Source organism: Rhizobium johnstonii 3841 (assembly GCF_000009265.1).
Classification (GTDB): Bacteria; Pseudomonadota; Alphaproteobacteria; order Rhizobiales; family Rhizobiaceae; genus Rhizobium; species Rhizobium acaciae.
In genome coordinates this window covers 2,422,612-2,444,652 of record NC_008380.1, presented here as the reverse complement: position 1 = coordinate 2,444,652, position 22,041 = coordinate 2,422,612, and the positions used below count along the sequence as shown (strand labels likewise).

26 protein-coding genes, 1 tRNA gene and 1 pseudogene are annotated in these 22,041 nt (G+C 59.6%); 15 read left to right on the top strand and 13 right to left on the bottom strand.

Annotated elements, in window-relative coordinates; genetic code table 11:
- The first annotated feature begins 18 nt into the window (after positions 1-18).
- Genes RL_RS12000 through RL_RS11990 form a run of 3 tightly spaced genes read left to right on the top strand, consistent with a single transcriptional unit; the run spans position 19 to position 3,024 of the window.
- A complete protein-coding gene (locus RL_RS12000) occupies positions 19-1,218 on the top strand; it encodes an ROK family transcriptional regulator (protein WP_003559245.1) in 1,200 nt (399 codons plus the stop codon).
- Positions 1,219-1,263: 45 nt separating this feature from the next.
- On the top strand, positions 1,264-2,364 hold the full coding sequence (locus tag RL_RS11995) for a Gfo/Idh/MocA family protein (protein ID WP_011651901.1): 1,101 nt from the start codon (positions 1,264-1,266) through the stop codon (positions 2,362-2,364).
- Between the two features lie 18 nt (positions 2,365-2,382).
- Positions 2,383-3,024 (top strand): ThuA domain-containing protein, encoded by a 642-nt coding sequence (locus RL_RS11990; RefSeq protein ID WP_003539493.1) that lies wholly within the window; start codon positions 2,383-2,385, stop codon positions 3,022-3,024.
- A 180-nt stretch (positions 3,025-3,204) separates the two neighbouring features.
- Here the strand turns inward: RL_RS11990 and RL_RS11985 are convergent, their stop codons facing one another.
- Positions 3,205-3,681 (bottom strand): DUF2938 domain-containing protein, encoded by a 477-nt coding sequence (locus RL_RS11985; RefSeq protein ID WP_011651900.1) that lies wholly within the window; start codon positions 3,679-3,681, stop codon positions 3,205-3,207.
- 111 nt (positions 3,682-3,792) lie between these two features.
- Complete coding sequence (locus RL_RS11980; protein ID WP_011651899.1) at positions 3,793-4,317, bottom strand: MarR family winged helix-turn-helix transcriptional regulator; 525 nt, start codon at positions 4,315-4,317, stop codon at positions 3,793-3,795.
- Between the two features lie 44 nt (positions 4,318-4,361).
- On the opposite strand from RL_RS11980, the gene RL_RS11975 reads away from it, so the two are divergent.
- Positions 4,362-5,858 carry an FAD-dependent oxidoreductase gene (locus tag RL_RS11975; RefSeq protein ID WP_011651898.1) on the top strand — a complete coding sequence of 499 codons (1,497 nt, stop codon included), beginning with the start codon at positions 4,362-4,364 and terminating at the stop codon, positions 5,856-5,858.
- A 173-nt stretch (positions 5,859-6,031) separates the two neighbouring features.
- Here the strand turns inward: RL_RS11975 and RL_RS11970 are convergent, their stop codons facing one another.
- The 3 genes from RL_RS11970 to RL_RS11965 all read right to left on the bottom strand — a co-directional run bounded on the left by RL_RS11970 (position 6,032) and on the right by RL_RS11965 (position 6,833).
- Complete coding sequence (locus tag RL_RS11970) at positions 6,032-6,298, bottom strand: hypothetical protein (RefSeq protein ID WP_011651897.1); 267 nt, start codon at positions 6,296-6,298, stop codon at positions 6,032-6,034.
- Complete coding sequence (locus RL_RS37500) at positions 6,298-6,468, bottom strand: hypothetical protein (protein ID WP_162039352.1); 171 nt, start codon at positions 6,466-6,468, stop codon at positions 6,298-6,300. The genes RL_RS11970 and RL_RS37500 overlap by 1 nt, the downstream gene beginning before the upstream one ends.
- Before the next feature lie 107 nt (positions 6,469-6,575).
- A complete protein-coding gene (locus RL_RS11965; RefSeq protein WP_011651896.1) occupies positions 6,576-6,833 on the bottom strand; it encodes a DUF982 domain-containing protein in 258 nt (85 codons plus the stop codon).
- Between the two features lie 445 nt (positions 6,834-7,278).
- Here RL_RS11965 and RL_RS11960 point away from each other — a divergent pair, with 445 nt between their 5' ends.
- A complete protein-coding gene (locus RL_RS11960) occupies positions 7,279-8,106 on the top strand; it encodes a nickel-binding protein (protein ID WP_028742006.1) in 828 nt (275 codons plus the stop codon).
- A gap of 179 nt (positions 8,107-8,285) precedes the next feature.
- Here the strand turns inward: RL_RS11960 and RL_RS11955 are convergent, their stop codons facing one another.
- Together RL_RS11955 and RL_RS11950 are read right to left on the bottom strand one after the other, a co-directional pair.
- Positions 8,286-8,576 carry a DUF982 domain-containing protein gene (locus RL_RS11955; RefSeq protein WP_011651894.1) on the bottom strand — a complete coding sequence of 97 codons (291 nt, stop codon included), beginning with the start codon at positions 8,574-8,576 and terminating at the stop codon, positions 8,286-8,288.
- Positions 8,577-9,422: 846 nt separating this feature from the next.
- Complete coding sequence (locus tag RL_RS11950; protein ID WP_028742007.1) at positions 9,423-9,902, bottom strand: hypothetical protein; 480 nt, start codon at positions 9,900-9,902, stop codon at positions 9,423-9,425.
- Between the two features lie 300 nt (positions 9,903-10,202).
- Between RL_RS11950 and RL_RS11945 the strand changes: the two genes are divergently transcribed.
- On the top strand, positions 10,203-10,940 hold the full coding sequence (locus RL_RS11945) for a hypothetical protein (RefSeq protein ID WP_041936571.1): 738 nt from the start codon (positions 10,203-10,205) through the stop codon (positions 10,938-10,940).
- Positions 10,941-10,959: 19 nt separating this feature from the next.
- On the opposite strand, the pseudogene RL_RS11940 reads toward RL_RS11945, so the two are convergent.
- Positions 10,960-12,416: pseudogene (locus RL_RS11940) on the bottom strand (FAD-dependent monooxygenase).
- A 345-nt stretch (positions 12,417-12,761) separates the two neighbouring features.
- The gene (locus RL_RS40140; protein ID WP_011651891.1) at positions 12,762-12,932 is read right to left on the bottom strand and encodes a hypothetical protein; all 171 of its coding nucleotides are present in this window, start codon (positions 12,930-12,932) and stop codon (positions 12,762-12,764) included.
- A gap of 147 nt (positions 12,933-13,079) precedes the next feature.
- On the opposite strand from RL_RS40140, the gene RL_RS37490 reads away from it, so the two are divergent.
- Positions 13,080-13,307 carry a hypothetical protein gene (locus tag RL_RS37490; protein ID WP_003539464.1) on the top strand — a complete coding sequence of 76 codons (228 nt, stop codon included), beginning with the start codon at positions 13,080-13,082 and terminating at the stop codon, positions 13,305-13,307.
- Between the two features lie 127 nt (positions 13,308-13,434).
- On the opposite strand, the gene RL_RS11935 is transcribed toward RL_RS37490, so the two are convergent.
- The 3 genes from RL_RS11935 to RL_RS11930 all read right to left on the bottom strand — a co-directional run bounded on the left by RL_RS11935 (position 13,435) and on the right by RL_RS11930 (position 14,529).
- A complete protein-coding gene (locus tag RL_RS11935; RefSeq protein WP_011651890.1) occupies positions 13,435-13,950 on the bottom strand; it encodes a hypothetical protein in 516 nt (171 codons plus the stop codon).
- On the bottom strand, positions 13,947-14,147 hold the full coding sequence (locus RL_RS39690) for a hypothetical protein (protein WP_129557792.1): 201 nt from the start codon (positions 14,145-14,147) through the stop codon (positions 13,947-13,949). The genes RL_RS11935 and RL_RS39690 overlap by 4 nt, the downstream gene beginning before the upstream one ends.
- A gap of 178 nt (positions 14,148-14,325) precedes the next feature.
- Positions 14,326-14,529, bottom strand: coding sequence for a CsbD family protein (locus tag RL_RS11930; RefSeq protein WP_011651889.1), 204 nt, complete (start codon positions 14,527-14,529; stop codon positions 14,326-14,328).
- A 253-nt stretch (positions 14,530-14,782) separates the two neighbouring features.
- Here RL_RS11930 and RL_RS11925 point away from each other — a divergent pair, with 253 nt between their 5' ends.
- From RL_RS11925 to RL_RS11915, 3 genes are all read left to right on the top strand, one after another.
- Positions 14,783-14,977 (top strand): hypothetical protein, encoded by a 195-nt coding sequence (locus tag RL_RS11925; protein WP_028742010.1) that lies wholly within the window; start codon positions 14,783-14,785, stop codon positions 14,975-14,977.
- A gap of 126 nt (positions 14,978-15,103) precedes the next feature.
- Positions 15,104-15,304 carry a hypothetical protein gene (locus RL_RS11920; protein WP_041936570.1) on the top strand — a complete coding sequence of 67 codons (201 nt, stop codon included), beginning with the start codon at positions 15,104-15,106 and terminating at the stop codon, positions 15,302-15,304.
- Between the two features lie 106 nt (positions 15,305-15,410).
- Positions 15,411-15,848: an ATPase inhibitor subunit zeta gene (locus RL_RS11915; protein WP_244432373.1), complete on the top strand. Its 438-nt coding sequence runs from the start codon at positions 15,411-15,413 to the stop codon at positions 15,846-15,848.
- Between the two features lie 197 nt (positions 15,849-16,045).
- On the opposite strand, the gene RL_RS11910 is transcribed toward RL_RS11915, so the two are convergent.
- Positions 16,046-16,121 (bottom strand) — tRNA-Lys (locus RL_RS11910).
- Positions 16,122-16,352: 231 nt separating this feature from the next.
- On the opposite strand from RL_RS11910, the gene RL_RS11905 reads away from it, so the two are divergent.
- The 5 genes from RL_RS11905 to RL_RS11885 all read left to right on the top strand — a co-directional run bounded on the left by RL_RS11905 (position 16,353) and on the right by RL_RS11885 (position 21,916).
- A complete protein-coding gene (locus tag RL_RS11905; protein WP_011651885.1) occupies positions 16,353-17,102 on the top strand; it encodes a cytochrome c biogenesis CcdA family protein in 750 nt (249 codons plus the stop codon).
- Between the two features lie 88 nt (positions 17,103-17,190).
- Entirely contained in the window at positions 17,191-17,961 is a 771-nt protein-coding gene (locus RL_RS11900; RefSeq protein WP_028742013.1) for an SDR family NAD(P)-dependent oxidoreductase, read from the top strand.
- A 111-nt stretch (positions 17,962-18,072) separates the two neighbouring features.
- Positions 18,073-18,867, top strand: a complete 795-nt coding sequence (locus RL_RS11895) for a potassium channel family protein (protein ID WP_011651883.1) — start codon at positions 18,073-18,075, stop codon at positions 18,865-18,867.
- 577 nt (positions 18,868-19,444) lie between these two features.
- Positions 19,445-20,482: an alpha/beta fold hydrolase gene (locus RL_RS11890; protein ID WP_011651882.1), complete on the top strand. Its 1,038-nt coding sequence runs from the start codon at positions 19,445-19,447 to the stop codon at positions 20,480-20,482.
- A gap of 387 nt (positions 20,483-20,869) precedes the next feature.
- The gene (locus tag RL_RS11885; protein WP_011651881.1) at positions 20,870-21,916 is read left to right on the top strand and encodes an LLM class flavin-dependent oxidoreductase; all 1,047 of its coding nucleotides are present in this window, start codon (positions 20,870-20,872) and stop codon (positions 21,914-21,916) included.
- Positions 21,917-22,041: the final 125 nt, after the last annotated feature.

Genomic DNA, 22,041 nt, shown 5'->3' with positions numbered 1-22,041 from the left:
CTCGCCTGGCTAGCTCCCATGAAGACTGCAGATCCCGAATTAATGCGCGCGATCAATCGCTTGAACGTGCTCGATACCGTCAGGCGCCATGGCCCCATCTCGCGGATAGAGATCAGCGAGCGTACCGAACTCTCGACCACGACCGTTTCGGCCATCACCGCCTCATTGCTCGACGACGGGCTGATCCTGCCGCGTCACGAAGGCGATATCCGCAACGAGGCGGTGCGCGGACGGCCACGGGTGATGCTGGAGCTCAATCCGGATGCGGCCCGCGTGGTCGGCGCCAAGATCGCCGCCAACAGGATGGTCTTCGTCGTCACCAATTTCCGCGGCGACGTGCTGTCGAAGCTCGCCTTGCCGATCCGCATCGACCGGCAGCCGATCGGCGTCATCGCCGATCTGGTCGAGGATGGGGTCCGGCGCTGCGTCGTCGATGCCGGGCTTTCGCTGGAGGATGTCGACAGCGTCTGCCTCGGCTTTCCCGGCGTCATCGAGCACCGCACCGGCTACATCAGAAGCAGCCCGATCTTTCGCGACACCAATGTCGATTTCGCCGCCGAGATGTCGACGCGGCTGGCAACACCGACCATTGTCGAAAGCGACGCCCACGCCATTACGCTTGGCCATCACTGGTTCGGAAAGGCGCGCGATCTCGAGGATATGGTGCTGATTTCGCTGGAGCAGACGCTGGGGCTCGGCGTCCTGCACGGCAACAGCCTGTTTCGCGGCGCCGGCGGCCTCAGCCACAATCTCGGCGATCTCGTGCTCGGCATGGGACCGAACGGCGTCGTCCGGCTTTTCAGCCAGGCCGGCGAAAGCGCGATCCTCGGCGAACAGCAGGCCGACGGGCGTTTTGCCGAAGCGATCCGTCTCGGGCGCGGCATGAACCATGCCCAGGCGCTGATCAAGGCCGATGACGACCGGCTGATCAGTGCCGCCATCCGCGCCGGCGAAGCGGTGGGTTTGACCATTGCCAACATCGTCACGCTATTTGCGCCGCCGCGGGTCATTCTTGTGGGGTCGAGCCTGGCGCTCGGCGAACCCTTTCTCAACAGCCTGCGCGATGCTTATGCGCTCGCCATTCCGCCGTCACTGCGCGGCGTGAGCGAACTCGTCTTCGACGATTCGACCGACGATTTCTGGGCGCAGGGTGCCGCTGCCGTCGCGCTCTACGAGCTTTACGAATCGCCCTGGAGCACGACAGGGCCGGCGCTCTGACGGGCGGCACAATCAAAATCAATGGCACGATCAATGGAGGAATTCATGGACAAGGTCGGTATCGGCATCATCGGATGCGGCAATATTTCGGGCGCCTATCTCACGGCGATGGCATCCTTTCCCATCCTCGATATCCGCGGCGTCGCCGATCTCAACCGGGAGCTGGCGGAAGCAAAGGCTGCTGAATTCAACATTCCGGCCAAGACGGTCGAGGAGCTTTTTGCCGACCCCAAGGTTGAAATCATCGTCAATCTCACGATCCCGAAGGCCCATGTTGCCGTGGCGCTGCAGGCCCTCGATGCCGGCAAGCATACCTATTCGGAAAAGCCGCTCGGGATTAATTTCGCGGAAGGGAAAAAATTGGCGGAAGCCGCCAAGGCGAGGAATCTTCGCATCGGCGCTGCCCCCGACACCTTCCTCGGCGGCGGCCACCAGACGGCGCGTGCCTTGATCGACCAGGGCGTCATCGGTCAGCCGGTCGGCGGCACGGCAACCTTCATGTGCCCGGGCCATGAGCGCTGGCATCCGAACCCGGCCTTCTATTACGAAGTCGGCGGCGGGCCGATGCTCGATATGGGTCCTTACTACATCACCGATCTCGTCAATCTTCTCGGGCCGGTTTCTCAAGTTGCGGGTTTTGCAACGACGCCGCGCGCGGAACGGCTGATCACCAGCGAACCGCGAAACGGCGAACGCATTCCCGTGCATGTACCGACCCATGTCACCGGCGTGATGGCCTTTGCCAACGGCGCCGTCGTCCAGATCGCCATGAGCTTCGACGTTGCCGGCCACAAACATGTGCCGCTCGAAGTCTACGGGACCGAGGGCACGCTGATCGTTCCGGATCCGAACAAGTTCGGCGGCCCGGTGGAATATCTGAAGAAGGGCGGTCCGTTCGAGGACCAGCCGGTCACCGCGCCTTATGCCGACGGCAATTATCGCTCGCTCGGCGTTGCCGACATGGCGCATGCGATCCGCTCCAACCGGCCGCACCGCGCCAACGGCGATCTGGCACTGCATGTGCTCGAAGTCATGGAGGCATTCCACACTGCTGCTGCGACCGGCCGGACGGTCGCGATCACCACGGCAACGGAGCGTCCTGCCCCGCTGTCCGATTCCATCGTCGACGGACGGTTGGCGAAATAAGTTTCAGGAGGAAAGACTATGCGTGAAGCACTGATCGTCTGGGGCGGCTGGAGCGGGCATGAGCCGCAGGAGTGCGCCGAAATCATCAAGACCATGCTCGAGGAAGACGGCTTCAAGGTCTATCTCGAACACGGCACCGAGGCGCTTGCCGACCCTTCCGTCCATGATCTCAGCCTCGTCGTGCCGATCATGACGATGTCGAAGATCGAGAAGGAAGAGGTCAAGAACCTCGCCACGGCGATCGAGAGCGGCGTCGGTATCGCCGGCTATCATGGCGGCGCGGGCGATGCCTTCCGCGACTCCGTCGATTACCAGTTCATCATCGGCGGCCAGTGGGTGGCTCACCCCGGCAACATTATCGACTATACCGTCAACATCACCCGGCCTGACGATCCGCTCATGGAAGGGATCGCCGATTTCCCCTATACCTCAGAGCAATATTACATGCATGTCGACCCCTCGAACGAGGTTCTGGCGACGACCAAGTTCACCGGCGAACATGCCTACTGGATCGACGGCGTCGTCATGCCCGTCGTCTGGAAGCGGAAATACGGCAAGGGCCGGGTCTTCTATTCCTCGCTCGGCCATCAGGCCAAGGAATTCGACGTTCCCCAGATGAAAACCATCTTCCGCCGCGGCGCCAACTGGGCGGCGCGGTAAGGCTAGGCTGTCTGGTCGTACGGATGCTGCCCCTCACCCTAACCCTCTCCCCGTAAAAACGGGGAGAGGGGACGTGCCCCGCAAGGGGTTCGTGGGGAACGAATAGGTCGCTGCATATCCCCTTCGCCCCGCCTGCGGGGAGAAGGTGCCGGCAGGCGGATGAGGGGCAGCCCGCAGATCTCACCCAATGATCAACGCCGTCCCATAAAGCCCCAGCGCGAAAACCGTGTGGGCGAGAAGGTTGAAGCACCGGACCTTGTTCGGGGTCGGGTGTTTGGAGGCGGCCCAGCCGATGCCGAGACCCGGCTGCAGCAGGAACCACCCTGCCCCGACGGTGACGATGCCGAAGATCCAGGCGGGAAGAAATGTCGGTGCCGCCAGCCAGGCCGAGCCCATGATGATGGCGAAGATCACCCCATAGAGGATGCCGACGGCGTAGTGGCTGATCCAGCCGAGCGCCAGTTCATGGGCGTAGGGCTCGGCGTCGGCAATGCTCTCGTGAAAGACCTTGCCGCGGCGAAGGTGCCAGAACCAGCGTCCCACAGGTGCCCAGTTGGGGGCAGACTGGCCGAACTGGGTGAGCAGGATCGCCCAGAGGTCCATGAGGATGGTTGCGCCGGCGCCTATCACCAGGCCGCGCCACAGAATATCGAACATTGGGAATCACCGGAAAACGTTGCGATTGCAGGACGCTACAAAACCATTGCAGACGCGCCGGCGCAATGGCTGCGGTGAATTCACCTGCCACATTCCGGAGTGATTCAGGGGCTAATCTGCTTGCGGTCCGCCCTCGCCCTCAGTTTCTTCGGCGCCATTGCCGATATCGCCGCTGATATCCTCGGCAAACTTCCGCATGAGGCGCACGAGTTCATTGAAGTCATGTTCGTCCCAGCTCTCGAAAATGGCGCGGCCCATCCGCTCGCGGGCGACGTCGATGCGATCGGTCATTGCCTTGCCCTTCGGGCTGATGACCGCCTCGCGCACGCGGCGGTCAGTAGCATTGCCGCGGCGCTCCACCAGATCGAGACTTTCGAGCTTGGCGACCTGACGGCTGACGGTGGTGTAGTCGCGCCCGGCGCGGTCGGCGAGTTCGACCACCCCGATGGGACCGAGCCGTTCGATCGTGACCAGCAGTGGAAACAGGGCTCGATCAAGCGAAATGCCCGCCTCGCGGACCACCTGCTCGTCACGCTGAGGGCGGTTCATGACGCTGACGATCTCGATCAAAGCCCCATGCAGCTCGCGCAGCTTTCCGCTTATATGTGTATTTTGCACATTCTTTGTTGACGCCATGTCGATTCTCCTATTATGTGCATAATACACATATGGAGAAGTCAATGACAGAGAATTCCGCAGTCGACGTACTGATATCAGGCGCCGGGGCTGCCGGCCTGACGCTGGCAATCGAGCTGGCGCGGCGGGGTGTATCCTTCCGCCTGATCGAAAAATTGAACGACCCGTTCCGCGGTTCCCGCGGCAAGGGCATTCAGCCGCGGAGCCAGGAAGTGTTCGAGGATCTCGGCATTCTCGACCGGATCGTCGCGCTCGGCGGCGCCTATCCCAGGCAGCGGGAATATCGTGATGACGGCAGCGTCAGCGAATCCGACGCTGTGGTGGGTGGCGAGCCGACGCCGGCCGAGCCCTATCATCTTCCGCTGATGGTGCCGCAGTTCCTGAGCGAAGGCGTGATGCGCGAGCGCCTGCTCGAACTTGGGCATCGCCCCGAATTCGGATGCGAACTCATCGGCTTCGAACAGGATGGGGTGGGCGTGACTGCTCGGCTTAAGGGCACATCCGGTGAAGAGACCATCCGCGTGCGCTGGCTCGTCGGCGCCGATGGCGGCCGCAGCTTCGTCCGCCATGCGCTGGATATCGGCTTTCCCGGCAAGACGCTCGGCGTGCGCGCCATGGTCGCCGATGTCATTCTGACAGGGTTGGACCGAGGCGTATGGCATCGCTTCGGCGATGGCGACATGCAGCGGCAGATCGCCATTTGCCCGCTCGCGGGGACGGATCTGTTCCAGATCCAGGGACCCATCCCAATCGAAGGCGAGGTCGACCTCTCCGCGGCAGGCTTGACCGCACTGGTGGAGGAGCGCACCGGCCGCGACGACATCGAGGTCCAATCGGTCTCCTGGGCGTCAGCCTTCCATATGAACGCCCGGCTTGCCGATCGCTACCGGCTCGGCCGCGTGTTCCTGGTCGGCGATGCCGCCCATACGCATCCGCCGACCGGTGGACAGGGTCTGAATACCAGCGTTCAGGACGCCTATAATCTCGGATGGAAACTGGCTGCGGTCACTGCCGGCGCTCCCGACGCGCTGCTCGACAGCTATGAGGAAGAACGCCGCCCGGTCGCCGCCGCGGTGCTCGGTCTGGCGACCAATCTTCTCGACGCCATGAAGCGAGGCGATATGCGGCGCGGCCGCGATGTGCATCAACTCGATATCGGCTATCCCTCCTCCTCCTTCGCGCTGGAAAAGCCGGAGCGGAACGCCGGTCTGCTTGCGGGCGATCGTGCGCCCGATGCGCCGCTCAAAGGTGTCGCCGGTCAGCCGACGCGCCTGTTCGAACTGTTCAGGGGGCCGCACTGGACGCTGCTCGGCTACGAGGCCGAGCAACCCGCCGTACCGCCGCGCCCGGGCCTGCATATCCACAGGATCGGCGAGCGCGGAGATGTCATCGACGAAGGCGGGCATTTCCATGATGCCTACGGTCTGACACCGGGCGACTGGGTGCTCGTACGTCCGGACGGCTATGTCGGCGCTATCATTGCGTCTGCTCACGCCTGGGCGCTGGAAGCCTATCTCGCAAATGTCGGCCTTGCTGCATAAGCGGCAACTCAAAGCGTCACGGCCTCGGCGCGTCTGAAGACAGGTGTGCCGTAGCCAATCGCCGCGCCGAGTAGCGCGCTTTCGTTTGCTAGCCGCCGCACAAGGCCCAAGAGAGCCTCATCCTGAGGAGCGTTGGAGGATGCCGCACCATAGACCAAGCGGCATCGAATCTTTCAGAGAGCATCCCGCTCGTATCGCGGCGCCCATCCGCGGGCCATCCCGCGGCTCATCACGCTTTCCGCCAGCGCCAGTTGCTGGCGGAGATGTTTGCAGTCATCGAGCAGCGAGCGTATCGCCGCCTTGGCATTGTCGTCATGCCAGGCAAGCACGGCTTCGACTTCCCAGGCTTGATCGGGCCAGGTTTGATCCGGCCAGGCTTGACCAGGTCCAGTTTGTTCGGGGCGTGCCCGATGGGGTTCCAAGGCTTTTGCCGGCTGCATCAGTTCAGCGCCAACGGCAATTGAACCGGGCGCGGCAAGGGCGGCAGCGGCCGGCTGAGTTCGACCTTTCTCTGCCAGGCGGCACGCCGCTGTTGATCGCGCTCACGGGCTGCGCGGGACGCTTCGACCAGCGCGAGGGCGTTGGCGATCACCTGTTCCGTATGCGTCATGATCATCTCCAATGTTCCTGTTTTGTTCTAAGTTAGAACTTCGGCAGGAAAAGTCAAGCGTCGGAACGATATGGCTTTGAGGATAGGCGTCGAAGCGCGGAGAGTATTCAGTCCGCCGCTTCTATGACGGCAATGCCGGCCTCCTGCGCAGCCCTGATGAAGGCCGCCCGCACGTGTTCCGGCGGGAGATCGCCGATAATCGCATCCAGGCATGACTTGACTGCCTCGAAGTATTCCTCGCCGTCGTCTACCGGCCAGTCACGCAGGAGCGTGCGTGCGGCGTCCCACACAGAGTTAATAACGGCGTAATGGCCGAGCCCCATTGAGGCCAAGCCGACCGGTCGAAAATGTGCCGTCTGTCTCACTTTGCTACAGCTTTTCCCAATTTCGGTGGAGCTTATGGGTACGATGCAATTTGCGTGCCGTTGGTCTGCCGCGTCAACGGCAGAAGCGCGGCCTTTGATCCTGGCCAATGATGCCGCGACAGAGGTATTTCTCCCCTCCCTCCGGGTCCCTGCAGGCGACGCGTTTGAGAACATGGGACGCTTGAAGCTTCCTGAGCGACCCCGACAGCCCCACGATCAGTCATTAAGCAACTGATTATGGTAAATATCGGGCTTCTCATCCCAAGCCCGCCAATTAAAACCCAGTCTTTCCTTTTATACTCTACAAGGATTACAGCAACTCATATGCTTTTCTGGAAGCAAAAGTCTCTATAATCATCCATTGATTGTCCCGGAGGTGGACGGAGTTTCATCGGGGTCGTACAATGGGATCTATCCTACACACGGCGGATCTGGGAGGCGCGCGATGCCTATCTTCATGGACCGGCACTTTCTTGAAGGAACGTCAGCCGCCGACGTTGCCAGGGCGCATCGCATGGATCTCGATATCCAGGACAAGTACGGCGTCAAGTTCCTGACCTATTGGTTCGATCAGCGGCGTGGGACCGCCTTTTGCCTCGTGGATGCGCCGGATGCGGAAACTGCGCAATGCGTGCATCGCGAGGCGCACGGCTTCGTCGCCGGCGAGATCGTCGAGGTCGCCTTGTCGGCGGTCGAGGCTTTTCTTGGCCGAATTCACGATCCCGAGCCGGCGCCTGGCCAGTCGTCCAGCGACGTCGATCCCGGCCACCGGGCAATCCTCTTTACCGACATCGTCGGATCGACAGCGATGACATCGCGCCTCGGCGACCGCATTGCGACCGAAATGGTCCGAGCCCATGACGCTATCGTTCGCAGATGCCTCAGCCAGAATTCAGGCCGCGAAGTGAAACACACCGGCGACGGCATCATGGCGGCCTTCGCCGCGGCAACAGCGGCCGTCGAATGCGCCATGACGATCCAGCAGGAATTTAAGCGCTACAACGGCGGAAACACCGAGCCGATTCATATCCGCATCGGTCTGGATTGCGGCGAACCGGTCGAGGACAGCAACGACCTCTTCGGCTCGACGGTGCAGCTTGCCGCGCGTCTCTGTGCTGCAGCCGCCAGCGATCAGATCCTCGTCTCGGAGAATATTTTTCGGGAATACGGCGCCGCCGAGCTTTTCGCTCACGCAACGCGCCGACGGTTCAAGGGGTTCTCGAAGCCCATGCTGGTCTTCCGATGCGACTGGACCAATGCCGAGGTAAACTAAGATCTGCTGGATCCGACACCCGAATAGCCGGCTGCCTCTTGGCTGGGCTTGCCGCGGCACTTTGTGGCCAAGAAATAGGCGGTCATCCGATCAGCAGTATCGAAACCAGAACGCGCCGCAACTGATGTGACGGCGCGCCCTCCCCGCATCCGGACGGCGCCCAACAGGCTTATATCTGACTAAGCATTACCAATTTGATGGTTCATCAGTCCGTCAAATTTGGGGCCACCCTCGACCTTCGCAAGGACGCCAGCCATCTTCAGGAACCGCCGGAAATTCTCGCGCGCAGCGCTCAGCGGGAAACGCCCGTTGGCCGTATCTCTGCACGCCTTCAACAGCGTGTCATATGCCAAACCCCGTTTGTCCTCCGGCCACCCGTCCAGAACATCGAAGATTTCATCGAGGCACGTGACCTCATCGATGAAATGTTGACGATGAAGCAGAATCGGATCAAACCGAGTTGACGACATAGTATCCTCCCATTTATATTACTTTTTTATGGTGTAATTTTACTCAAAAACCGCAATCTATTCAAGTCGAAATCGCGTCCGCTTGACTAACAACGTCGCGAAACTACTTCCACAACGACAGAATAGCCCGACCAGGTTAGACTTACGTGAATTTAATGATCGGCTGAGGCGCGACGCATCACGATTATAGATTGATTGATCAATCGTGCGAATGTTTCGGCTCAGGTGAGCGTGATCTAGCGGGCCAGAAGTTTTCGTATAGGCTCGTGTTGGCATGGTAGATTGCGACCATGACAAGCTTGTGAGGAGACGTTCAGATGAACCGATTTTTTCCATTGGTAGCGGGAGTGCTGATCGGTGTGTCCGCGTTCACGTCTTCCTGCACGTCGCCTGCAAGGCAGGATCACCAGGACTTTCAATATCAGCGGAATACATCGGTAAACCCGGCATGCGCGGATGGGTTCAGACCCAGCAATGCGCGCTCGTGCAGTTATTGAAAGGTTTAGAGCCGGAAATTGGGCGGCACGCTGCAGCAATTGGACCGGTTGGGAACTCCAAGCCCTGCCTCACCGTTAAGTGATCGGGTCACAATGGCCCGACCCTCAACAGGAGAACGGTTTCCCATGAACAATTTGATCTGGCTTGTCGGCGCTGTCGTTATCGTGCTCGCGATTTTGAGTTTCTTCGGCTTCCGTTGATTGCAGACGTGCTGATGGCATGTGGCGGCTCAACCGCGTGTTCCCTACCCGGCGATCGGACGGACGATGAATTCTTCCGCGCCGATGATCGATAGGGATTGGGAGCGCCTCAAACTGCGGAAGCCTTGAGCGGCGTTAAAGCCGTCGATCACCTCTCGCAAAGCTTCGCGAGGTTCTTCTCGAGGCTTCGCCGCAGCGCGTCGGAAATCTCGGTCTCGAGTCCTTTGACAACATCGCCGAAGCGACCGCCAGTCTTCACGATCTCAATCGAACTCTCGGCGGTCTTGCATGTCGCAAGGTCAACCTTCAGATGGACTTCAGCGGTCGCCGAGAACCCGCCTTTGACAAGAGCTTCGTCCGATGTCTTGCAGGCCAGCGTGCCTCGGGCACTGGCCTCCGCGGCGTCGCCATTCACCGATACCTGGAGGTTTTCGATCTTCACGGAATCGAGCTTGTCGACGCCTACCTGCACGGTAATCCCAAAACTCGAGACCTTCGCCTTGAGCGACCTGCAAGGTTGCGCGTCTCCGATGGCCCGCTCCAGCGCATTCGCTGCTTGCGCCTGTGAGACGGTGAGCGGTTGCAGGACAAGTGCGCCTATCGCAAGCAGGTCCAGCCAATAGCGCATCTCCTTCTCCTTCCCGTATAGTCCGATGACCAGCCCGCGGACGCCCCGCATCATAAGCGTGGAACAGGCCATCGGCAAAGCGATGCCGATCGACGCCACACACTCGACACCTGAGCGACTCCTTTGCTATCGCGTTTGCCATTTTCCGAGCAGCGTCGGGTCGATTCGAGATCGACCGCCATGTCCTCGACTATCCGCAGAATGACGGGTGATCAGCGCGAAAAGTAGATGATCACCCCCTCGGTCTTCCTTTACAATCAGTCGTTTCGGCCGCTCAAGGCAGACCGTAAAGGAAAATCGATGGATCGCCTTGTTGGCGTAGATGAAGCAGCTCAATCAGAGAAGCAACGGGTAAAAGCGGATCGGCCGGAGGGCTTGGCGCGGGATGTTACAGCCATCAAGATCGGCGACTGTCTGCTCGGTTACAAGGCCGTCCAGCGCCGCATGCGGGCCAGCCGATGGAACCATTTCCGCGGCCGGATGCGCGAGATCGAGAAATTGATCCGGCATCGCCATGGAGACATCGTGCCGGGGGCCGATGATGCATTGATTTACGTCGAGGTGATCGCCGGCCTCGCCCTTGTCGAATTCAAGGAAGAGTTTGTCGAGGTGGTGCTCGGCTGGGCGGCGCGATGGCTTCCCTGGGCTCGGAAAGCCGACATAGAGGACGTGATCTACGAGCGGACAAAGGTGCGCTTTTCTGACTTGTCCGCCGACGCGCTCGGCCATGCTCTGCATCTCAGCTACGCAGAACGGAGCGCCCTCGATATCCGCACCATCGGTGCATTCGATGTGCCGAAGCGGAAGAGAGCAAAACTTCAAAAGGAAAAGCGGCGGCAGCGGGATAGAAGCCGAAAAGAGGAGCAGCGCCGTGCCGCCGGCGCGCTTTCCAGAGCCGATTATCTCGCCAATTCTTTCAGCCAAGTGCGCCCCTGGGAGGCTTTCGGCATCAGCCGCCGGACATGGGAACGCCGCGGCAAACCGATGCCGGATGCCGCGACGATATCGGATTGCGATCCGATCTCGCTGGCCGCTTAGGCAAGCGCTTTTGTCGGCCTTAGCTGGGTGGTCCGAACCAGCTATTCATAGCCTCCTGCAGACCCTCCTGCGTCCCGTCGCCCACCCATGCCACATATCCATCGGGCCGGATCAACACTGCCGCCGGCGCGGAGACCAAGCCCAGCGCCGGCAGCTCCCACGCGCCGTCATATCCGGCGTCGACCAACTTGATGCGGTCCGACCACGGCGCGATGTCGAACCTGCCGGGCGCGTCGAGGTTCAGGAACACGGGCCGCGCATCCTGGAGCAACGTAAAGAGACGCAGAGGACCATCCGGCGTGGTGAGATCGAGGTCAGGAATGCGGCGGCCGAGCAGCGGATGTCCCTCGCCGACCTCGTAATGGATTGCCAATCCGGACATCTCGGCCGCGATCCGTTTGCGCGGCTCCTCCATGCCAAGCAGCTCCGTTACGACGTTACGCAAGGCTTCGGTGCGATCGTCGGTCCGCTGCAATGCCACCTGCGCCATCGTCATGCGCAACACGCGGGCGGCAACCGGATGCCGCTCGGCGTGATAGGTGTCGAGCAAGGCTTCAGGCGACGTGCCTTTCACCACCTGGGCCAGCTTCCAACCGAGATTAACGGCATCCTGCACACCGGTATTCAGGCCTTGCCCGCCGACCGGAGAATGCACATGGGCGGCATCTCCGGCGAGGAGTACCCGGCCCTTGCGATAAGCCGTCGCCTGCCTGGACATGTCGGTGACGTTCCGAAGGCTGCGACGAGCGCTTCCCTGAGATCACTGAGCGTCGGTTCGGTCGTGGCGCCGGCATTCTTCTCCGGCACCATCACGCCGATCGGACCTTCCTTGGCAAAGACGATCTTGCCGTCGTGGATTTCATACTCCTCCCTGCCGAAGGCATAGATGCCAAGGGGCGTGCGATGGATGCCCAATGGCGGCTCCTTTTCCATCTCCACCTCGGCGAGAATGTTGCCGGTCGTCGGATCCCATCCCGGAAACTCAATGCCGGCAGCCTTGCGAACCAGACTGCGGCCGCCATCGCAGCCGACGAGATAGCCTGCCCTGAGCAACGCGGCATCAGAGAGTTCAATGGTGACGCCGGTATCGTCCTGCGTGAACCTCGTTACCTCGAGGCCGCGATAGATCGGCACCGCCAGCTCGCTGACCCAGCCGGCCAGAATGCGCTAGATATGCTTCTGCCGCAGCGCCAGCCCGTAATTGTGCCGGGTCGGAAAATCGCTGATGTCCAGACGTGTGACCGCAAACCCCGTGACCTGGGCTACCTGCCCTTCCGCGAGGAACCGGTCGACAATGCCGCGCTGATCGAGAACCTCGAGCGTGCGTGCGCTCAGTCCGCCGGCACGCGTACCGGCAAGCCCCTGGTCAGGGCGGCGCTCGACAATGGCAACGTCGACGCCCGCCAGGGCCAGCTCGCCTGCCAGCATCAGGCCCGTCGGCCCTGCGCCTGATATCACGACCGCATGTTCCCTCATCCGCAAACTCCCTTATTTCAACTGTTCCAATGCAATATCTCAGGGTTCCAGATAGAGCTGGCCCTACTGCTTCTCTCAAATCTCATCGCTCCTGCGCAGATGCCGATTTTCTCTGTCGCAGGTTGTTCTCCCTATAATGAGAGTTCCATACTGGTTGGAAGGACTTGCGACAGGATCTCGGGCTTGCTCTCCAAAGCCCTATTCGCTGCCACTTGCGTGTCTCTTGCTGTGGAGCCCAAGCTTCTCAATACGACCTGACCGGGTGGGCGCCGGAGTGTGGCAGGCGCCTTCCCTCGTCATCGCTCTTCTCGAAGGGCGATCATCAAAAACTTGGAAGGACGTATCTCACTGCGGAGCTGGAGCTGTTTGCGGAATCGTCTCGGCCGCCGGTCGCTCGGACGGATCGGCGGGATGACCATAGATCGTGTACGCGGCCCCCGCCAGCACCCCCAGGACGAGAAGAGCGAGCACGTACAACATCATGCCGCGGATTGCCGTCTTCGGTGTCTTGTCCATCACGATCTCCAGGATTGCTCAGCGTTCAAATTCAATGCGAGCGCTTTTGGTTCCGACCTGGGAGGTTGTTCAAGTGTGTAGCCATTCACGGAACGATCAGCTCCGGATCTGGTTTACCCCACATCCTTGTCGCTAGCGGAGGCCATCATGTGGGCAATCCTGATCGGAGCCGCTCTCATCATCGGCGGACTTCTTTTTCTCTTTACGTCGGCGCTTGGTCGAAGACCGAGTGATCCGCATCAAATGCCGCAAGGCGGCACCACGCTGGAACCACGGCGCCAAGGCCTCAGATTTCTCGGTATATCTAAAAACTGGCCAGCCCTGGCGGTTATCGCAATCGGCGCGCTTCTATTGGCTTTTGGTGGATATTCATGACATCCGAGGGCAGTTGGCCGCTCCAAAAGCACTCAGAGGGCGATACACGATGCAATTCCGGCATTCTGGAGCAAATGCCACACAAGGAACGTCGAACGTCGATTGAAGGCAATATCAGAGGCGCCGGTCATTGCTTGAGGCATTTGCGGCCCATTGCCATTGCTTTGTAAGTACCGTTCAAATCGACGACAAAGGTCCCCTTGGTTTCCGGAAACACGATCATTTCATATTTCTTCGCCAGGTCGCGCTTGAACTCCGGGCTGTCCGTCAAGATGTAGCCGCCAGAATATCCGCCCTTGAGTTCACCGCGGGTGCTGGTGGCAACACCACTGTAGAGATGACCGCCGATGGAGACGAAGACTTCCGACTTGGTCCCATTCTGAAGGCCGATATCAGCCTTCGAGAATACGCCAAGATATCCCACCTGCTGATCTGCGGTCACGCCCATTTGCACAGAACCTGAACCATAGTCGCGCACGATCAAGCAATCTCCGCGGGTTTGATTTGTGTAGACGGTCCAGTTCTCAACCTCCCCATATTTGACAAGCACATCACTGGCTTTGGGAACGGGATTTTGTCCATAGGCCGCCATCGCCGACAGCGCTAGTGACGTCGCCGCGATCAATGTCAAGAAACTTCTCATTGATATCCCCTTTTCGCGCGCAGGCTGAAATGCTCTGTGGCCGTGGCGGTGATCTGCGCGACCCACGTGATGACCAGGAAAAATTGAGCGTCAGAACAAATTGGAACTGCAAGGCGGTCGAGAAATGCTTGGGCACTGTTCTGGCGGATCGGCATCCCACCGATGCCGGATCTGGATGTGTGGAACTTGCGTTCCAATTACCGCGATCGAGACCGCCCGTGACCATATATATGAATATTCTAAATTAGGAAACGAGATTGATTTCGATTTCAACAATAAAGCACTTGAAATCTTGTAGCAGTAAGCGGATCGAGAACTGTTGGCGGCAGGCACAGACAGCAAAAACCCGGCTTTCACCGGGTTTCTGTTCAGGCACTACCAAGTCTGGCGACCGGTCCAGTCGTCGATGTCGCGTTTAACACGATCCTTTTCGATACCATACCGCTCCTGGATCTTGCCTTCCAGCTGCTCGCGCTTGCCGGCGATCTGGTCGAGATCATCGTCGGTGAGTTTGCCCCACTGCTCCTTGATCTTGCCCTTCGCCTGCTTCCAATTTCCTTCGACACGATTCCAATCCATGGTGGATTTCTCCTGTTGTTGATGAGGAGAAAACGGACCGTAGCGGAATTTGGTTCCTGTCTCTGAGCGGATTTCCGCGAAGCTCAATTCCAGCGGCAAAGCCGCAAGGCGCCGCCCATGTCAAACATCCACACCCTAATGAAGAAAACCATAAATAATTCGTGAATAACGAATATATGTATAAAATATTTATATATGCATAAAGCAAATTTCCTTTCATCTTGTGTTATACTGTCTTGTGGGGAGAACAACAATGGCACTCGATGTATTCGTGAAGCTCTACAATTTAGGTGGCCTGGACGCACTTAATGTTTCTCTGCGAAGCCTTTCAGATGACGATAGGCTTGGTGCTTTACTTTCGCTTGAGAAGATGGGGTACGAAGTGATCTGGAATGCCCAGAGAAAGCCGGCTTCTGCATATGTGTGGAGCGGGCCGAACGAGAACTAGTTGTCAGTTGGGACAAAGACGTATCTCGAGAATAGGCGCGAGACCTCACGACCTTGTGTCTCCCTTCATTCGCTTAAAAAGCAGTTTTTCCACCCTCCTATCGATCCGAAGGAAGCGAGGGCGATCATGATCCGATCCCAGATAGCCGACGCACAAACCGTGTTGGGCGACGAAGAAGTTGCCCTCTGCCAGAGAGTGTTCGAACACATCAGCTCGGTGCGACGAATCACAACAGACACCGAGCGTGAAGATCTGGCTCAGCGGGTTATCCATTCGTACCAGCATGGCGTGAAGGACGAGGGCGCGTTAATGCGACTGTTGATCTAAGATCGCTTCTTTCCGTGAAATTTATACCGGCGCTTGCACTCGTTCATGATTACGAAAAGCGATGCTTCGTGAGGCTCGGGCTTGCGGCAGGTGCGGATAGAATCCGGTGACACACGATGTCCAAAGAGATGATGACTTCGTCGTGAAGGCCAAAAATCAAGTTAAATCAGATGGTGTGGCGTTTGATGTGCTAAAATACCCTGTAGGCGGAGATGAAACAAATCAGGGAGAAAAAACGATGGCCGACTTAGGAGACCGCAAAAAGGCGATGGAGGATCAATACTTCCAAGACGCCGAGAGGTCCATCAAGCTCAAATCTCGCATGGACAGGCTTTTGGCGCAATGGATTGCAGGCCTCATTGGTCGGGATGATGTTGCGGGCTACGGCGCTGAAATCACTGATGCCCGCTTTAAAGGGGGTGGAGACGCTGGAGTTCTCTCGAAAGCTATATCGGATCTTCAAGCGGCTGGTCAGAACGTCAGCGAGCAGGACGTGTCAGCAAAGATGAGTGAATTTCTGGTCGAGGCCGCTGGACAGCCTTGAGCATGAAGCGCTCCTGCACTGCGGGCGCGTTCCATACGGTGTGTAGCCGTCGGTCTCACCAGCCGGCGGTTGTTTTACACGCCCATGTGTCAATCGTGTGCCGTAAAGCCGCGTCATGGGCCGTAAAGTGCGTAAAAGGGCCTCAATCACTGACGCCCTTTACACATACTACAGTATTGATATTGCTTGCAAAATTATGGTGAGAGCGTCGGGGTTCGAACCCGAGACCTACTGATTAAAAGTCAGTTGCTCTACCAGCTGAGCTACGCTCTCCCTCTCCGCGGGTGTGACCACCCCGGCTGGAAGTGGGCGGAACATAGGCAGGCGACCCATGCCGGTCAACCGAAAATTTTGCCTTTTGCAAACGTTCGGCACATTTCTTGCGGGCGCCAAGACAAATGTCTTGCGTGCAGAGACAGATTTCTTGGGTGCGCAAAAAGGTGATTGGCAATCGCTTGCCTGCAAAGCTAGGAACATCACGCAGATTGCAGCCGGAGAGAATGCGTGTCGATTGCCGATATTTCCCTGTGGAGCGCGCTGATTGCCGGGGCGCTTTCCTTCCTGTCGCCCTGCGTGCTTCCCCTCGTTCCGCCCTATCTCTGCTATATGGCCGGCATTTCCGTCGAGCAGTTCCGCGGCGGCGGTGCGGTTGCGGTGGCGCCCGACATCAGGCGCGGCGTCTTCTTCTCGGCACTCCTCTTCACGCTTGGCTTTGCCACCGTCTTCGTGGCGCTCGGCGCCGGTGCTTCCAGCATCGGCATGGCGCTTCGCCAGCATCTCGACCTCCTGTCGAAGATCGGCGGGCTGATCATCATTGTCATGGGATTGAACTTCCTTGGCCTCTTTCGAATCGGGGTGCTGGCGCGTGAGGCGCGCTTCCAGGGCAGCGGCAAGCCGGCGACGCTGACGGGCGCCTATATCATGGGCCTTGCCTTCGCCTTCGGCTGGACGCCCTGCATCGGCCCGGTGCTCGGCGCCATCCTCGGCGTTGCCGCCTCGCGCGAGACGGTCGGCTCCGGCGCCGGGCTGCTCGCCATCTATTCGCTCGGCCTTGCCATCCCCTTCTGGATCGCCGCCGGCTTTTCCGGCGCCTTCATGCGTTTCCTGTCGCGCTTCCGCCGCCATCTCGGCACGGTGGAAAAGGTGATGGGTCTCTTCCTCGTGCTGACCGGCCTCGCCTTCCTGTTCGGATGGGTCAGCAATGTGGCGATCTGGTTCCAGCAGACCTTTCCGATCCTGATGCAGATCGGCTAGGCCACCGGCTGGGTCAGCACTCGCGGAACATCTGGCATCCGCACGCCGACGCTGCCATAAATGGAGCTTCATCGAGGGAGGCATCATGATGCAGAAGAATGCGCCGAACTTCAGCCTTGAGGGCAAGGTGACTTTGGTGACGGGAGCCAGCCGTGGCATCGGTCGGGCTTGCGCACTTGCCTGTGCCGCAGCAGGTTCCGATATCGTATTGGGGGTCCGCGATGTAGCAGCGTCGGCGAGCCTGGCTGCCGAACTCGAGGGCGCGGGGCGAAAAGTTCTCCCCGTTGAACTGGACATTCCCAATAAGGCCCATATCGCACAAGCCGTCGACGCGGCGCTTGCGACGTTCGGCCGGATCGACATCCTCGTCAACAATGTCGGCGTGGCTCCGGGCAATCTCGCGGAACTCGTCGAGGAGAAGGATCTTGACGAGATACTCGATGTCAACATCAAGGGCACCTTTCTGATGACGCAGGCTGTGGGCCGGCACATGATCAAGCGCAATGGGGGCAGGATCATCAACATCAGCTCACAGGCCGGTACCGTGGCACTGCGCGGCGAGGCAATCTATTGCATGAGCAAAGCGGCCATCAATCACCTCACGCGTTGCCTCGCAGCCGAATGGGCACGCTATGATGTCACCGTAAATACCGTATCGCCGACGTTCATTCACACCGATGGCACAGCACCTTTTCTATCCGATGCCGACAATCGCGAAGCGACGCTCGGTCACATTCCACTCGGCCGGATCGGCGAAACCGATGATGTGGTGGGTGCCGTGGTCTTCCTTGCGTCACCGGCCGCGAGCCTGATCACCGGCGCGAATCTGCTGGTGGACGGTGGATGGTCCGTCGCCTGAGATCGAGGCACAACCTGCAGGGCAAGTCCTGTCCAGACGAGAACAACGATTTGCCGGACAAGGATCTCTTCGGCGACTTGCGGACGCCGATGAGGGATCTACATTCCCTGGATGAAGACTTTCGAATCCGACGACGGCTCTCTGCAGAATTCGCTTCGTCAGGTGCTGCGAAGGCTCGATAGGGCCGACGGCAGGCAGGCGGTCGCCTTTCGGCTGGTATTTGCTGCCATTGACGTCGCCATTCTCGCCTTCTTCCTGCTCGGCCCGTACCTGCGATCCGGTCCGTCCTATCTGATCATCGACTATGCGATAGCAGTGTGGATCGCCGCCGAGATGGTCGGCCGGGCGGTCGCCGCATACTCTGTGCGCGAGTGGCTTCGGCGGCCGATGACCTGGATCGACTTCGTGGTGTTGGCCACGCTGTTGCTGCCGGACCTGCTCTTCAATTTCGCTTTCCTGCGGATCATGCGGCTCTGGGCGATCGGCACCAGTCCGCTGCTCAAGGACTTGCTGCGCAAGGCCGGCTATTTATACCTTCTCGACGTCGTCCGGGCGGTGATCAATCTCCTTGTGTTCCTCTTCATGGCAACCGGGTTCGTCTATACGTCCTTCTTCTACAACAGGGAGGGAAGCGAAGGATTCGTCGATGCGCTATACTTCACGGTCGCGACGGTGACGACGACGGGATTCGGAGACATCACGCTTCCGGGAACGCTGGGCAAGCTCACTTCCGTTGTGACGATGATCGTCGGCATTTCCCTATTCGTCAGGCTTGCTCAGGCTGTGGTCCGCCCTCACAAAGTGACCTATTCCTGCCACCGATGCGGCCTTCAGCGCCATGACGCGGACGCCGTTCATTGCAAGGCGTGCGGAGAGGTCTTGAACATACCGGACGAGGGATCATGACCGTCGGTCCTGGCGATTTTTGCAACGCTCCCGGACGAGGCTTCATATCATTGCTACGTCTTCGGGTTGGAGCGCAGCAGCCCCGCAGATGTTGTTGTGCCAGCTCATTGATTTGCGCGCCTCGGCGCACCGTTTCAAATCGGCTCAGTCGGATTGCAGCCCGCCCATGCCGGGGAGCACGCCGCCGCCGACTTAACGGTCGAGGATCCGACTGACTGAACGGGTACCCAGACGCGGGCTGGCACGACGGGTTGTCTGACCGATACCAAGGCACCGGCCAAGGCCGCCATCGCAAGAAGGATTGCGACGCAGGGAAAAAGCCTCCCCGACGTCTCGTTGTCTCGGTAGCTCATCATCCTCTCCTAAAGCTCGTCGGCGGAACGCCCGCGGCCTGGAGAACAGTATGGCTAACGGCAGAAGAGGCGGCTGTTGCACCTAGGTATCGACGACACCTTGGTATGCCCAATACCTTCGTCCACTAGCGGACCCCGGTCATCAGTCTCAAACTCCCGATGCCAACGCTCTCTGAGCATGATCTCGAGGCGGCCATTCATCGTCCATTATCGGAGAAGCAATCATGAGCAATCTTAGAAATGGGAGCCTCACACGTCGGTCCTTCGGCGGGATCGCACTCGGATTGACCGCGGCGGGGATCCTCGCGGGACATACCGCGGGTGCTGGCCAGGGCAAGAAGGTTGCCCGAAAGAATGGCCATGGGCTGGTCGCGGACGGACAAATCGACGCGGGAGACCTCAGTGTCGGATACGCCGAACTCGGACCCAGCGACGGATCGCCCGTCCTTCTGTTCCACGGCTGGCCCTATGACATCAATGCGTTCGCCGAGGTCGCCCCGTTGCTCGCAGACCAGGGCCATCGTGTAATCGTCCCCCATCTGCGAGGATACGGCAGCACGAAGTTCCTCGCCGACGACACGATGCGCAACGGCCAACAATCGGCGCTGGCAGTCGATGCCATCAAGCTGATGGACGTTCTGAGGATCGAGCGAGCCACCGTCGCAGGTTTCGACTGGGGCGCGCGGACCGCCGGCATTGTCGCCGCGCTCTGGCCGGAACGATGCAAGGGCTTGGTCTCCGTCAGCGGCTATCTCATCGGGAACCAGACCGCCGGAAAGGTGCCGTTGCCGCCGCGCGCCGAACTGCAGTGGTGGTATCAGTTCTATTTCGCGACAGAACGCGGTCGCGACGGCTATGAAAAATACACGAACGACTTCGCCAGGCTCATCTGGCAACTCGCCTCTCCTCAGTGGAAATTCGATGACAAGACGTTTGAACGAAGCGCCGCGGCATTCGCCAATCCGGACCATGTCGCGATCGTCGTCCACAACTACCGTTGGCGGCTCGGACTGACGGAGGGAGAGGCGCGGTTCGACGAGTTCGAAACCAAGCTCGCATCCGCTCCCGAAATCCACGTGCCTGCGATCACGATGGAAGGCGATGCCAACGGAGCACCGCATCCTGATCCGAAGGCCTATGCCGGAAAATTCAAGGCAAAATACGAACACCGGCTGATCAAGGGCGGTATAGGCCATAATCTCCCGCAGGAGTCACCAGAGGCTTTCGCTCAGGCCGTTATCGACGTGGACGCATGGGCATGACCACCGGCATTGGTGGACGGCTCTTCCGAGGATTGCCAGCCTGCAAGTCCAGTACGTGCGGAAGGCCGGACCAGCGCCTGCATTGTGCCAGTGTAAGCCGGCGGTCCCTGTCGCATGTTCTTCCTACCGAATCCGAGAAAGGACCAAGAGCCATGACAATCGGCACAAACAAACTCACCTATCGAATATTCGGATGGTATCCATCGGAAAATGACGGGTAGTGGGACGCCTGTCAGTTGTGTGATGAAGCGGGAGGCGCTTTTTGTCAGATAGACACCGTCGTGTCCGCTCCACCCCAGCGCCAAGACGAGTCATTTAGAAGCTGGAGTGCCGAAACTCCGCGACCACCGCTGTTGGGTGGCAACAGTGCCTCGAAAGGATCCTTCGATGGAAATCGGTATCGATAGTTTTGCGATGCTGCTGAACGACCCGGCTACGGGACGACTGCAGTCGGCCATCGATCGCATGGAGAGCGTACTTGCAGAGGTCGAACTGGCCGATCAAGTCGGCCTCGACGTCTTTGGCATGGGAGAACATCATCGAGAGAACGCGCTTGATTCAGCGCCAGCCGTGATCCTTGCGGCCGCCGCCGCGCGCACGAAGTCGATCAGGCTGACAAGCGCTGTCGCCGTCCTCAGCGCCGCCGACCCCGTGCGGCTCTTTCAGGAATTCGCCACACTGGATCTGATATCGCGCGGACGAGCGGAAATCGTAGTCGGCCGCGGATCGTCCGTGGAGGCCTATCCCCTATTCGGATTCGACCTGCGAGACTACGATGCCCTCTTCGCGGAGAAGCTGGATCTATTGCTGAAGATCAGGGAAAAACCCAGGATCGAGTGGCAGGGCCGCTTTCGACCGTCCCTCAGTGGCGAGGGTGTCTTTCCCCGTCCGCACCAGCCAACCTTGCCAATCTGGCTGGGTGTTGGCGGGACGCCCGAATCCTTCATCCGCGCCGGAACACTTGGCTTGCCGCTGATGGTCGCCATCATCGGCGGTAGTTTCGAGCGGTTTCTGCCGTTGGTCGAACTCTATCGACGTGCATGGTTGGCCGCGGACCACCCCAGCGAGGAACAGAGAGTCGGCGTGCACGCTCTCGGCTTTGTCGGGGAGACCGACAAGGCAGCCAGGGAAGCGTTCTTCCCCGGCTGGTTCCAGATGTTCACGGACGCTGGACGGGAAAGGGGCTGGCCACCACCGACGCAGGCGCAATTCGACTTCATGTGCGGTCCGAACGGCGCGTTTCTGGTTGGCAGCCCGCAGACGGTTGCGGCAAAGATCGAGCATATTAACAGGACATTGGGAGGGGTTTCTCGCCTCACCTTCCAGATGAGTACCGCCGCCTTGGAGACCGAAGCAATGCGCCGTTCGATCGAACTCCTTGGCACCCACGTCGCACCGATCGTTCGCGCACACCGTCTCGGCCGGAGCCGTTGAGCGCGCCTACATTGATCGGCGCCGCTCTTACTCAGAGATCAGTCTCTGGTAACCGGCCAGCATCTTCGAATGCTCGACCGACCCGTGATCGTGAAGCTGTCGCCAGGACCCGTTCCTGCGCACCA